General features: G+C 66.2%; 9 protein-coding genes. 4 read left to right on the top strand and 5 right to left on the bottom strand.

Annotation, left to right across the window (positions count from 1 at the left end):
* Positions 1-58 precede the first annotated feature (58 nt).
* The 4 genes from algD to argF form a co-directional block, all read right to left on the bottom strand.
* Entirely contained in the window at positions 59-1369 is a 1311-nt protein-coding gene (gene algD / locus FOC67_RS18825; RefSeq protein ID WP_003110461.1) for a GDP-mannose 6-dehydrogenase, read from the bottom strand.
* Positions 1370-2272: 903 nt separating this feature from the next.
* Positions 2273-3052 (bottom strand): peroxide stress protein YaaA, encoded by a 780-nt coding sequence (gene yaaA, locus FOC67_RS18820; RefSeq protein ID WP_003092094.1) that lies wholly within the window; start codon positions 3050-3052, stop codon positions 2273-2275.
* Positions 3053-3158: 106 nt separating this feature from the next.
* Entirely contained in the window at positions 3159-4241 is a 1083-nt protein-coding gene (locus FOC67_RS18815) for an ABC transporter ATP-binding protein (RefSeq protein WP_003092092.1), read from the bottom strand.
* A gap of 4 nt (positions 4242-4245) precedes the next feature.
* Positions 4246-5163: an ornithine carbamoyltransferase gene (argF, locus tag FOC67_RS18810; RefSeq protein WP_003092090.1), complete on the bottom strand. Its 918-nt coding sequence runs from the start codon at positions 5161-5163 to the stop codon at positions 4246-4248.
* Between the two features lie 314 nt (positions 5164-5477).
* Between argF and FOC67_RS18805 the strand changes: the two genes are divergently transcribed.
* A complete protein-coding gene (locus tag FOC67_RS18805; protein WP_009313597.1) occupies positions 5478-5909 on the top strand; it encodes a hypothetical protein in 432 nt (143 codons plus the stop codon).
* 393 nt (positions 5910-6302) lie between these two features.
* Here the strand turns inward: FOC67_RS18805 and FOC67_RS18800 are convergent, their stop codons facing one another.
* Positions 6303-9290, bottom strand: a complete 2988-nt coding sequence (locus tag FOC67_RS18800; protein ID WP_009313598.1) for an autotransporter domain-containing protein — start codon at positions 9288-9290, stop codon at positions 6303-6305.
* Between the two features lie 298 nt (positions 9291-9588).
* Here FOC67_RS18800 and FOC67_RS18795 point away from each other — a divergent pair, with 298 nt between their 5' ends.
* The 3 genes from FOC67_RS18795 to FOC67_RS18785 all read left to right on the top strand — a co-directional run bounded on the left by FOC67_RS18795 (position 9589) and on the right by FOC67_RS18785 (position 13370).
* Positions 9589-11697, top strand: a complete 2109-nt coding sequence (locus FOC67_RS18795) for a molybdopterin oxidoreductase family protein (protein WP_009313600.1) — start codon at positions 9589-9591, stop codon at positions 11695-11697.
* Between the two features lie 112 nt (positions 11698-11809).
* The gene (gene grxD / locus FOC67_RS18790; RefSeq protein ID WP_003092082.1) at positions 11810-12136 is read left to right on the top strand and encodes a Grx4 family monothiol glutaredoxin; all 327 of its coding nucleotides are present in this window, start codon (positions 11810-11812) and stop codon (positions 12134-12136) included.
* An 82-nt stretch (positions 12137-12218) separates the two neighbouring features.
* Positions 12219-13370 (top strand): MFS transporter, encoded by a 1152-nt coding sequence (locus tag FOC67_RS18785; RefSeq protein WP_003104266.1) that lies wholly within the window; start codon positions 12219-12221, stop codon positions 13368-13370.
* Positions 13371-13418: the final 48 nt, after the last annotated feature.

Below are 13418 nucleotides of genomic sequence, written 5' to 3'. Positions count from 1 at the left end.
TTCGGTCCGAGGGCGATAAAGAGGTTCTTTACCGGCTCACGGGGCCAGGGGCGGCCCGCTACCAGCAGATGCCCTCGGCCTGGGCAGTGGTGGTGTGCGGCATGAAGCCCACCAGGTCGACCAGCTTCTTGCCGCTCGGGGTCTTGTTCACCAGGTCGACGAACAGCTCGTCGCCATTGCCCAGCACCAGCACATCGGAACTCGCCACCACTTCGTCGAGGTCGGAGACCAGCAGCGAGGAGACGTGCGGGATCTTCGACTCGATGTATTCCTTGTTGGCCCCGTGGACACGCGCGTATTCGACGTTGCGGTCGAAGATGCGCAGCTCGTAGCCCTTGCCGATGAGCATCTCGGCCAGCTCCACCAGCGGGCTTTCGCGCAGGTCGTCGGTGCCGGCCTTGAACGACAGGCCGAGCAGGCCGACCTTGCGGGTGTCGTGGCTGGTGATGAGATCGAAGGCCTTCTGCACCTGGTTGGAGTTGCTGCGCATCAACGAACCGAGCATCGGGTGCTCGACGTCCAGCTGGCTGGCGCGATAGGTGAGGGCGCGTACATCCTTGGGCAGGCAGGAGCCGCCGAAGGCGAAGCCGGGACGCATGTAGTAGCGCGACAGGTTGAGCTTGTGGTCCTGGCAGATCACGTCCATCACCTCGCGACCGTCGACGCCGACCGCCTTGGCGATGTTGCCGATCTCGTTGGCGAAGGTGACCTTGGCGGCGTGCCAGACGTTGCAGGTGTACTTGATCATCTCGGCGACCTCGACGGTCTTGCGGATGATCGGCGCGTCCAGCTCGCGGTAGATTTCCTCGAGAAGGTCGCCGGTCTGCTTGTCCAGTTCGCCGATCACGGTCATCGGCGGGAAGTCGTAGTCCTTGATCGCGGTGCTCTCGCGGAGGAATTCGGGGTTGGTGCCGACGCCGAAGTCGACCCCGGCCTTCTTGCCCGAGCAATCCTCGATCAGCGGGATCACCACGTTGTTGACGGTGCCCGGCAGTACGGTGCTGCGCACCACCACGGTGTGGCGTTCGGACTTCTCGCGGATGGCGAAGCCGATCTCGCGGCAGACGGTCTCGATGTAGCCCAGGTCCAGGTCGCCGTTCTTCTTGCTCGGCGTGCCGACGCAGATGAACGATACGTCGGAGTCCAGCACGGCCTTCTTGAAGTCGGTGGTGCCCGACAGCCGTCCGGTCTGCCGGCCTTGCTGCAACAACGCTTCCAGGCCCGGTTCGACGATGGGCGACTTGCCCTGGTTGATCAGGTCGATCTTGGTGCTGGAGACATCCACACCAATGACTTCATGACCGCGTGCCGACAGGCAGCCAGCACATACTGCACCGACATAGCCCAAACCAAAGATGCTGATTCGCATCGCATTCACCTCGATTGTTTGTCGCGCCGTTAATGAGGTGGCCGTATGGCCACTTCCCTATCTGGCGAGCCGTTACTACGAGCCCCGATCCAGAGCCCTTGATCCGCCTTCAGGCAGTTTCGAATAGAGTGCTTAGTTGTTCGGCACTCTAATAGGGCAAGTTATAAGTTCATGCCCTTTAATGTTTCAGGTGGGTTTCAATAACGGTGCATAACCCGACCTTGGATGCTTCGTTTTAGTTCGGTCCATAGAATTCAAGTTTCTAAAGGCCTTTAATTTCAACAGGTTGAGTTTGTCCCTCGGAGCGGAGTCCGATTATTCGAGACGGTTTCAAGTTGCTCTGCCCATAACTATCGATAGGCATCGCGGTGATAGGATGTTTTCTCTGCGAGGGAAGTTCCGGCCGTTTGTCCCGCTCGCGAAATATTTGGAAATATCCGTTTGATATCACTTGATACCAACTTGATGGCCTTTCCGTTAAATGCCTGCCAATGGCCACTAGTTGCAGAATGCATGGCGGCTGAAAGTTCCGCGTCACCGGAATGAAACAGAAGCTGCTTTTACCGCCTTAAGCAAACCTTAAGGATTCCTTAATCTTCGATCCATGCACTTTGCAATCGTAATTTGCATGTAATGGCGGGAGGCTGGTAATGGCCAATGGATTACGCCGGAGATGGCATTTCCGCCTCGAATTGGGAAAAAGCAGGTGGGCTGGGTGTGAAAAAATGTGATGCAGTTCCGCATGACTTGCAGACGAACGGTTGAGTAGGCCTATTCGCCACAAGGGCTTTTCCGGGGAGAAAGACGGCGCAGCAGAGCCTCGGAGGGACGAACGCTCCAGCGCCAGGAGGCGTCGGCGTGCCGAAAGAGGAGCGGCCCGCCAGGGCGGCGGGCCGGGGGAGGTCAGTCTTGCGGGGCGTCCCTGAGGAATACCAGCTGATCCGGGCCGGACTGCTCGGCGCTGAAGTAATAGCCGTGGGCATTGAAGTCCTTCAGCCCGGCCGGGTCGCGCAGGCGCTCGCGGATCACGTAGCGAGCCATCATGCCGCGAGCCTTCTTGGCGTAGAAGCTGATGATCTTGTACTGGCCGTTCTTCAGGTCCTTGAACTCGGTGTCGATGACCCGCGCTTGCAGCGCCTTGCGCTTCACCGCGCCGAAGTACTCGTTGGAGGCCAGGTTGAGCAGCACGTCGTCGCCCTGGGCGGCCAGCGCTTCGTTCAGCCACTGGCTGATACGCTCGCCCCAGAAGGCGTAGAGATCCTTGCCACGGGCGTTGGCCAGGCGGGTGCCCATTTCCAGTCGATAGGGCTGCATGAGGTCGAGCGGGCGCAGCACGCCGTAGAGACCGGAGAGCATGCGCAGGTGATCCTGGGCGAAGGCGAAATCGTCCTCGCCGAAATCTTCCGCGTTGAGGCCGGTGTAGACATCGCCCTTGAAGGCGAGCAACGCCTGCTTGGCGTTCTCCGGGGTGAACTCCGGATGCCAGCTGGCGTAGCGAGCGGCATTCAGGCCGGCGAGCTTGTCGGAAAGCTTCATCAGTTCGCTGATCTGCAGCGGGGTGAGCTGGCGCAGTTGCTGGATCAGTTCCTGGGCGTGGTCCAGGTATTGCGGCTGGGTGAAGCGGTGGGTGACCGGCGGGGTCTCGTAGTCCAGGGTCTTGGCGGGGGAAATCACCATCAGCATCGTTCAGGCTCCTCGAATCGTCGGGCGATTGTAGGGGCTGGAGACGTCCGGCTCCACCTATGCGGTCGATAGGGAAAGGCGCCGCCGACCGAACGGCGCCGAGGTATCAGGCCTGGACGGGAGCGAGGTGCGCGGCGACGCTGCCCCGGGCGGCGAACACCACCAGGTGGTCGGCGGCGACGCGGATACCGACGTCATCGCCCGGCTGGTGGTCGGCATGGCTGGGGAAGATCGATTCCAGCTGGGTACCGGTGGGTAATTGCAGGCGGTACAGGGTGGCGGCGCCGAGGAAGGTCTTGCCGACGATCCGCGCCTTCAGCTCGCCCTGCGGCGCGTGCACCAGGTCGTCCGGGCGCAGCAGGACGTCTACCGCGCTGCCGGAAGGCAGGCTGTAGGCGCGATTGCCGCGGATCACGCCGAGTTCGGTCTGCACCGTATCGGGGCTGAGCAACTGGCCGCGAATGAAGTAGCCCTGGCCGACGAAGCTGGCGACGAAGGGCGTCAGCGGCTCGTGGTAGAGGTTGTAGGGGGTGTCCCACTGTTCCAGGTGACCTTCCTTGAACACGCCGATGTGGTCGCAGACGGCGAAGGCTTCTTCCTGGTCGTGGGTCACCAGGATCGCGCTGGTGCCGCGTGCCTTGAGGATCTCGCGAACCTCCTGGCTGAGGCTGCGGCGCAGTTCCACGTCGAGGTTGGAGAAGGGTTCGTCGAGCAGCAGCAACAGCGGTTCGGGCGCCAGCGCGCGGGCCAGGGCCACCCGTTGTTGCTGGCCGCCGGAGAGTTCGTGGGGGTGGCGCGCGGCGAGGTGGTCGAGCTTGACCAGCTCCAGCAGCTCGCGCACCAGGCGTTCGCGTTGTGGATGCTTGCGGATGCCGAAGCCGACGTTGTCGGCCACGCTGAGATGCGGGAACAGCGCGTAGTCCTGGAACACCATGCCGATCCGGCGTTTCTCCGGCGCCAGGGTGAAGCCGGGACGCGAGATGACTTCGCCGCCCAGTTCGATCTGCCCGGCCAGCACCGGCTCGAAGCCGGCGATGGCGCGCAGGGTGGTGGTCTTGCCGCATCCCGAAGGACCCAGCAGGCAGCCGATGTCTCCGGCATTGAGGTGCAGGTCGAGGTCCTGCACCACTTTCTGCGAGGCGTAGCCGCAGGCGAGATCTTTCAGGTTCAGCAGCAGGTCGTGGCTCATGGGCTCAGGCGTAATGGGCGTGTTCGATCAGCAATTCGAGGAGGGCCTTCTGCGCGTGCAGACGGTTCTCTGCCTGATCCCAGGCTACCGAGCGCGGGTCGTCCAGCAACTCTTCGCTGATTTCCTCGCCGCGGTGGGCCGGCAGGCAGTGCATGAATAGTACATCGTCGGCGGCCCCATCGAGCAACGCGGCGTTCACCTGGTAGGGACGGAACAGGGCGATGCGTGCGGCGGCTTCGTCTTCCTGGCCCATCGAGGCCCACACGTCGGTGCTCACCAGGTGCGCGCCGGCCACTGCCTCGCGCGGGTCGCGGACGACGCGCAGGCGGTCGCCGGCAAGGGCGACGAACTCGGCCTTCGGCTCGTAGCCCTCGGGGCAGGCCACGCGCAACTGGAAGTCGAACTTCAGCGCCGCTTCTATATAGCTGTTGCACATGTTGTTGCCGTCGCCGATCCAGGCCACGGTCTTGCCCTGGATGCTGCCGCGGTGCTCGTGGAAGGTCTGCATGTCGGCGAGCAACTGGCAGGGGTGCAGGTCGTCGGACAGGCCGTTGATCACCGGCACCTTCGAGTGCGCGGCGAATTCCGTCAGGGTGGCGTGGGCGAAGGTGCGGATCATCACGCCGTCGAGCATCCGCGACATGACCCGGGCGCTGTCGCCGATCGGCTCGCCGCGGCCGAGCTGGGTGTCGCGCGGGGAGAGGAAGATCGCCTGGCCGCCGAGCTGGATCATCCCGGCTTCGAAGGACAGGCGGGTACGGGTCGAAGCCTTCTCGAAGACCATGCCCAGGACCCGGCTCTTCAGCGGCTCGTAGAGCACGCCTCGGTTGCGCAGGTCCTTCAGCTCGCTGCCGCGGCGGATCAGACCGATCAGCTCTTCGGGGCTGTAATCCATAAACGAGAGAAAGTGCCGTACGCTCATCGCTGACTACCTTTTATTTTTACTGCTGGCCGAGGCACTGGCCGGCTTTCGCGAGAGAAAACGGGACTGGACCTGCGGCGGGACCGCAACGTGCGGGAAAATAGGGGAAGGCGCGATCTTATAAGGAAATGTCGCGGAAACACAAGGAGGGGCTTGGAAGGCGCGGGTTACGGGGTTTTTCCCGGGTCTTCGCGGTTGTCCCGCCGCCAAAGTCCCGCCTCGTCGATCTATCGGTTGGGCGGGGCGACGCTTTATGCTGTGCGCGCCCGAATGCCTTCATGGAGGAGGCGGGTTTCGGACCAGGGAGGTCGAACATGCACACGGGAGAAACACTCGCCGCCGCGCCGCCGGCACGGCCATTGCGCCAATCGCGGCTGGGCGGCCTGTCGTTGTTCCTCGCCCTGGCCGGGGTCGCCATCGCGCTGGCGGTGATGGCGCTGGCGCTCGGCGAGCGGATCGACCTCAGCGACGAGAACCATCTGCTCGGCCTGTTCGCCGCCTTGCTGGCGGTCTTCGCGGTATCGACCTGCGGCCTGGTGCTGGGCCTGGCCGGCCTGCTCAGGCGCAGCCGCAAGCGTCACCTGGCCCTGGCCGGCATCGTCCTCAACCTGTCGTGCCTGCTCTGGGGCTGGCATGCGCTGAGCACGGCGGCGGCCGCGATCCTGGTGGTCCTGGGGCAAACCGGGTTGTCGTTCCTCAGCGCCCTGGCGGTGCTGTTCGGCATGATCTTCTTCCGCCAGGCCTGACCCGTTCCGCGACTGTGCGCCGGCAGCCTGGGCGCCCGCCGTTCGGCCGCTCGTTCATCGGATTGCCGGATTGCGGCCATTCGTCGCGGATTTGCAGGGGCAGGGGCTCAGCCGGGGAAGGAGGGCGCGAGAGGAGCAAAAGGTGAGCCCCGGAGGTGCGGATCTCCGGGGCTCGTGCGGCACGGTGGTGCGGGCACCGGGTCGCGATCAGCGCTGGAAGGGATAGTACAGCGCTGGATGGACAGTATAGCGCTATGCATTTCGCATGAATCCTTTAGTTAGGTCTTTTTCTCATATTTGCAGCGGTTTCGTGACCGAGGGCAATGAAGTGGCTTTTTCCCCTTGCCGCCCGCCGGAACCCATCCAACGGACGGCATGCCCTCGTAACCGAAGTCAGAAACGCCAGTCGACGGCCAGTCCGACGCCATGGTCCTTCTCGCGGCTGCCCAGCAGGCCGTTGTAGCCCAGCCGCACGCTCACTTCGCGATTCACCGCGAGGCTGGCGTCGACGCCGAGCAGCGCGGCGTCGCGGGACAGGGCCACGCTTTCCACGCTGAATGGCTGGCTGCCGCTGGCGAACGCCAGGTGGCGTTGCGGGGTGGTGTCGCTCAGATTGTGGCGCCAGCCGAGGGTGCCGGAGAGCGCCAGGCGGCGTTCGGCATCCAGCTCGAAATGCCGTTTCGCGCGCAGGCCCAGGGTGGTGAAGGCGGCGTCCAGGTTGTCGTCGCCACCCTCCAGGGCCGCGGCGCTACCGCGTTCGCGGAAGTCATCGCTGGCGACGTGCACGTAGGCCAGCCCGGCGAAGGGTTCCAGCTCCAGGCTGCGCCAGCCCAGCGCGTAGGCGGCCTCGGCGAACAACTGGCTGCTCTGTGCGTCGAGCTTGGCCTTCTGCTTGCCGGCCACGGCGCCGTATTGCAGGTCGCGCTTGACCTCGGCGCGGTGCCAGGCGTGCGCCGCGCCGAGGCTCAGGCGCCATTGCTGCAATTGCCGGCCGAGGTAGGCGCCGAGGTGGTAGCTGTCGATGCTGGCGGAGGATTGCAGGCTGCTGTCCATGTTCAGCGAGCTGTTGCTGTAGCCGGCCACCAGGCCGAGGCGCGTGTCGCTGGCGACCTGGCTGTCGACGCCGAGCAGGAAGCCGCCGACCGAATGCCGGTAGCCTTCGCTGCCGTGGCTGCCATCGGCGCTCTTGCCCCAGGAGCCGAGCGCCTTGAACCAGCCTTCGGGAGCCTCCCCGCCGGCCTCGCCGTCGCTGGTCTGGCGCAGGCGTTCGCCGACGCTGTCGCGCAGATAGCGGCTGTCGTTGAGCAACAGGCCGGCGAGCGCCGGGTAGATTTCCCCGGACAATTGCTGGAAGGCCCGTTGGGCGGTTGCGGCGTTTTCCGACAGGAGCAGGCTTTCGTAGACCGGGTTGCCGGCGCCGAGCGCTTCCACGGCACCAGCGACCGCCGCCTGGTTGGGCGTCTGCGCGACGCTGGCGAGGGCCGTGCCGTTGCGTCCGATATCCAGGCGGATGGCGTTGGCCGCGTAGTCCAGGGTGCCGCCGAGGAACAGGTAGTTCGGCAATACCGCGTCGAAGCGCCCGTCGATGCCGCCGGCGGCGTCGAGGATGTCGTAGCGGCGGCCGACCAGGCTCTCGACTTGGGACTGGCTGAGCAGGTCGGGGCTGTTTTCCATGGCCAGGGTGACATTGCCGCCCGCGAGGCTCGCCTTGCCGCTGGCGACGATCCGGTCGCTGGCGCTTTCCGAAAGCTCCACCGCGTAGGTCGAGCCGGATTCGAAGCGCAGGTCCCCGGCGACCTCCAGGGTGCCGATGGAGTTGCCCGCGGCCACCGTGCCGCCGGAGCGCGCCAGCAGGCCGCCGATCCTGCCGCTGCCGCCGAGGGTGCCGCCGGCATTGACTTCGACGGCGGACAGCAGCGAACCGTCGACGCTGAGCAGCCCGCCATCGACCAGGGTCGGCCCGCGATAGGTGCTGTCGCCGCTCAGGACCAGGCTGCCGGCACCGGCCTTGACCAGGCTGCCCTGGTACTGGCGCTGGGCGGCGGCCTGGTCGCGGGCCATGCCGATGGCATAGTCGGTACGTTCCTGCTGGCTGGCACCGGCCGGCAAGCCGTTTTCCCAGCCCTTGTCCTTCAGCATCCGCTGCCAGGCTGCGTGCTCGGCGGCGGCCTCGGCTTGGCGCTGGAGCAGGGCGCTATCGGAAATCGGGTTGCTCCATTCGTCGCGCAGGCCGGCCGGGAGGTTGGCCTCGAAGCGGCCGAGCAATTGTCCAGGCCCATGCATCGCCCGACCGAGATCCGGCACGCCCCAGCCGACGGTGTCGGTGGGGGCGCCGGTCGGCGTGCCGTCGAGCTGGGTGGCGGTGGTCAGCAGAACCTGCAGCGCCTGCTCGTTGTTCAGGTACGGATAGCGCTGCATGACCAGGGCCAGCGCGCCGGTGGCGTGGGGCGCGGCCATCGAGGTACCGGACTTGTTGGCGTAGCCGCCGCCGGGCATGGTGCTGTTGATCAGGCGGCCGGGCGTGGTGATGCACCAGTACTTGGCGATGCCGCAGCGGTTGTAGCGCTGGCCGTTCTGCTGGTCGAGGCCGGACACGGCCAGCCAGTGGCCTTCGAGGTCCGGCTGGAAGTAGGGCAGGGCGGAGCGCACGCTGGCGTTGGCGTAGCCGCTGTTGCCGGCGCTGAAGACGTTGATCACGCCCTGGCGGGAGACGCCGGCGGCGGCGTCCAGCCAGGTGGAGCGCCCGTAGTGCTGGGCATAGGCGGCGTGCAGGCCGTCGAGGGTCTCGTAGCTGACGTCCTTGGGCTGGCTGCCCCAACTGTTGTTGATCGCCCGCACCCCGGCGTCGGCCAGCGCCTGGTAGGCGGCCTTGAAATAGTTCGGGTCGGGCGTCGGGCCGAACAGGAAGCTGTCGTTCTGGTTGGTGTTGGCGACGTACACCTGTGCCGCGTAGGCCACCCCGTGCATGCCGACGCCGTCGCGCGAGGCGCCGAGGGTGCCGCCGACGTGGGTGCCGTGGGAGTCGTTGTTGCCGTTCATCGCGCCGCTGACGCTGAACGGCGTGCCGTCGACATAGGTGCCGCTGGCCGTCACCGGCTGGTAGCGCGAGGCGGGGGTATCCGGATGGCTCGGGTCGAAACCGGAGTCCATCTCGCCGATCTTCACGCCCTGGCCGTCGATGCCGGCGGCATAGGCCTGGTCGGCCCGCATCCGTTCCAGGCCCCAGTCCTGCTGGTATTCGGCGGAGCGCCAACTGGCCGGATCGCCGGGCCGACCGGTTTCGACATAGGCGGCCGTGGCCGGCTGGGCGATCCAGGCGCCCAGCAGCAGGGCGGCTGACAACGAGGTGGGGCGAGGGCGGAAGGGGCGGGCGTCGGTCATGCGGTCTCCACGCTTTATTGGTCTTGTCGGACAGGGGCGGACTCGAAGAGACAAGGTTTAGCACCGGCTTTCGCCGCGCCGGAATTCCCAGGTGGATAGTTGACAGCCGGACAAACGGCACGCTTCCCCTCTACCGCGCCCATCGGCCAGCCTGATGCCTGGCGATTCAGCCGACTGACGCTGCTGGCGCGGCGGCGGAAGGCGCCGCATAGTGCCGATTCGACGACTAGACCGGTCGTCTGGTCCTCGCGTACGCGCCGGGCCGCGGCGGCCGGCGACGACAATGAAGAGGCGAGCCATGAGCAAGATCCTCCACTACCGTGCGTGCCATCTCTGCGAGGCCATCTGCGGGCTCGCCATCGAGACCGAGAGCGACGAGGGCGGCGTGCCGCGGATCCGCTCGATCAAGGGCGACCCGCAGGACAGCTTCAGCCGCGGCCATGTCTGTCCCAAGGCGGTGGCCCTGCAGGACATCCAGGACGACCCCGACCGCCTGCGCCAGCCGTTGCGCCGGGTCGGCAGCGAGTGGCAGCCGATCGGCTGGGACGAGGCCTTCGCGCTGGTGGCCAGCCGCCTCGGTGAGATCCGCGAGCGCCATGGCAACGATGCGGTGGCGGTCTACCAGGGCAATCCGAGCGTGCACAACTACGGCCTGATGACCCATAGCAACTACTTCCTCGGCCTGCTGAAAACGCGCAACCGCTTCTCCGCGACTTCCGTCGACCAGTTGCCGCATCACCTGGTCAGCCAGCAGATGTACGGCCATGGTTTGTTGATCCCGATCCCCGACATCGACCACACCGACTTCATGCTGGTGCTCGGCGGCAACCCGCTGGCGTCCAACGGCAGCATCATGACCGTGCCGGACGTGGAGAAGCGCCTGAAGGCGCTGAAGGCCCGCGGTGGCCGGCTGGTGGTGGTCGATCCCCGGCGCAGCGAGACCGCGGCTATCGCCGACCGGCACCTGTTCATTCGTCCCGGCCAGGATGCGGCGCTGTTGCTCGGGATACTCAACACCCTGTTCGAGGAGCACCTCGGTCGCCCCACGCCGCTGCCGGTCGACGGGCTGGAGCGGGTGCGCGAGGCGGTCGCGGTCTTCGACGCCGAGTCCATGAGCGTGCGCTGTGGCGTGCCGGCCGAAAGCATTCGCCAACTGGCGCGGGATTTCGCCGCCGCCGAACGGGCGGTCTGCTATGGCCGGATGGGCGTTTCCACCCAGGCCTTCGGCACGCTCTGCCAGTGGCTGGTGCAACTGATCAACCTGGTCACCGGCAACCTCGATCGGGTCGGTGGCGCGCTGTGCACCTCGCCGGCCCTGGACCTGGTGGCGAGTACCTCGGGTGGCCACTTCGGCCGTTGGCGCAGCCGCGTCTCGGGGCTGCCGGAATATGGCGGCGAACTGCCGGTGGCGGCATTGGCGGAAGAAATCCTCGGCGAAGGCGAGGGGCAGGTGCGCGCGCTGGTCACGGTAGCCGGCAACCCGGTGCTGTCCACGCCCAACGGAAGGCGGCTCGAACAGGCCCTGGACGGCCTGGAGTTCATGCTCAGCATCGACCTCTACATCAACGAGACGACCCGCTACGCCGATCTCATCCTGCCGCCCACCGCGCCGCTGGAGCACGATCACTACGACACCACCTTCAACGTCTTCGCCGTGCGTAACGTGACCCGTTTCAACGAGGCCGTGCTGCCGCGTCCCGAGGGTGCGCTGCACGACTGGGAGATCTTCGTCGGCCTGGCGTGGGCCTTCGCCGCGCGCAACGGCCTGGAGCTGAAACCGACCCTGGAGCCGCAGCAGATGATCGACCTCGGCCTGCGCGCTGGCGCCTACGGCGACCGTTCCGAGCACAGGCTGAGCCTGGCCACTCTGCGCGAACATCCCCACGGCATCGACCTCGGGCCGCTGCGGCCGAACCTGGCGCCGCGCCTGAAGACCGCCGACCAGCGCATCCAGGCCGCGCCGCCGCTGTTCGTCGACGACCTGCAACGTTTCGCCGCACAGCCACTGCCTGCGTCCGACCAGTTGCTGCTGATCGGACGACGCCACGTGCGCAGCAACAATTCCTGGATGCACAACTACCATCGCCTGGTGAAGGGCAAGCCGCGTCACCAGTTGCTGATGCACCCGCGGGACCTGGAGGGTCGCGGCCTGGTCGACGGGCAACGGGTGCGGGTGCGCTCGCGGGTCGGCAGCGTCGAGGTGGAGGTGGCGGCGAGCAGCGAGATGATGCCCGGGGTGGTCAGCCTGCCGCACGGCTGGGGCCACGCGCGGCCCGGCGTGCAACTGGCGATCGCCCGCGCCCAGGCCGGCGCCAGCGCCAACGACCTGACCGACGAGCGTCATCTCGACCTGCTGTCGGGCAACGCCGCGCTCAACGGCCTGCCGGTGGAGGTGGAAGCGGCCTGAGCGGGTCGACGGAACGCGAGAGTAAAGCCGAGCGTCGCGCTAGGCTTTCCGATACAATACCGGTCATTATTTGCCGAGTTACCGTGTCGAAACGTTCCTGTTGAGGTAAGCCATGGACATCATCGAAACCATTAAAGAGCAGATCGCCAACAACCCCATCCTGCTGTACATGAAGGGTTCGCCGAACGCCCCGCAGTGCGGTTTCTCCTCGCGCGCGGCCCAGGTGCTGATGGCCTGTGGCGAGAAGTTCGCCTACGTCGACATCCTGCAGAACCCGGAAATCCGCGCCAACCTGCCGAAGTACGCGAACTGGCCGACCTTCCCGCAGCTGTGGGTCAATGGCGAACTGGTCGGCGGCAGCGACATCCTCGCCGAGATGTTCGAGAAGGGCGAACTGCAGACCCTGGTCAAGGACGCGGCGGCCAAAGCCAACGCCTGATCCGCGCATCCGACGAAGAGCCCCGCCTTGTGCGGGGTTTCTTTTTTGTCCGGAGAAACCAGCAAGGAAACCGGGAGCCTCCATGTCGGAAGTCAATCCTCGCCAGGGTCGCCTGGCTTGCATCTATTTCTTCGCCATGGCCGGGCTGGTCATCGGCAACCTGATGGGACGCATCCCGGCGCTCAAGGAGCAGACCCAGCTGGACGAGCGCGCGCTCGGCCAGGCCCTGCTCGGCGTCGGGGTCGGCGCGCTCACGGCGTTCCCGTTGAGCGGTTTTCTGGTCCAGCGCATCGGCAGCCGCAGCGTAGTGATCGGCGGTTGCCTGATCATGCTGCTGGTGTTTCCGCTGCTCGGCCTGAGCCAGGGCTGGTGGCAACTGGCCCTGGCCTTCTACGTGCTGGGCGTGAGCTTCGCCGGGATGGACGTGGCGATGAACATCCAGGCGGTGGATGTCGAGCGCCTGCTCGGCAAGCCCTGCATGTCCATGCTGCATGGCATGTACAGCCTCGGCTGCCTGGTCGGTGCGTTGAGCGCCGCGGCCCTGGCCGGACTGACGCCGTTCTGGCATTTCCTCATTCTCACCGCACTCGGCCTGCTGAGCCTGCCATTCTTCGTACGCGCGTTGCTTCCGCCGGACCCGAGCAAGGCGGGCGCGCGCAAGGGCGGCGGCTTCACCTTGCCGCCGCGGGCCTTGCTCGGCCTGGGCCTGCTGATTCTCTGCGCGTTCGTTTCCGAGGGCGGCGTGGCTGACTGGAGCGCGCTGTTCCTGCACAGCGTTCTGGATGCTTCCGAGCGGGTGGCGGCGCTGGGCTTCGCGGCGTTTTCCGCGGCGATGGTGGTGGGGCGCCTGTTCGGCGACCGCCTGCGCGGACGCATCGACGATGCGCCATTGCTGCGCGGCCTGGGTTCGCTGGCCACGCTGGGCATGCTGGTGGCGCTGTTCAGCCCCTGGCCGGCACTGAGCATCGCCGGTTTCGGGGTGGTTGGCCTGGGACTGTCGGTGATGGTGCCGATCGTGATCAGCGCTGCTGGCAACCAGCCGGGCATCGATCCGGTGATCGGGGTCGCCGCCGTCTCTACCGTGGGGTATGGCGGACTGCTGATGGGTCCGCCGCTGATCGGCCTGCTGGCCCACGAGATCGGCCTGCGCTGGGCATTGCTGGTACTGGTCGGTCTTTGCCTGTTGCTGGCCCTGCGCGCCGATCTGGTCCGGCGCAGGCCGCGCAGCGCCTGAGGCTTTCTGGCGGGCAAGAAAAAAGCGCCGACGGGGCAGGCCGCCGGC

It is taken from the genome of Pseudomonas sp. FDAARGOS_761 (assembly GCF_013343155.1).
Lineage (GTDB): Bacteria > Pseudomonadota > Gammaproteobacteria > Pseudomonadales > Pseudomonadaceae > Pseudomonas > Pseudomonas aeruginosa.
The sequence above is the reverse complement of the archived record's forward strand: the minus strand, read 5'-3'. Positions and strand labels throughout refer to the sequence as shown.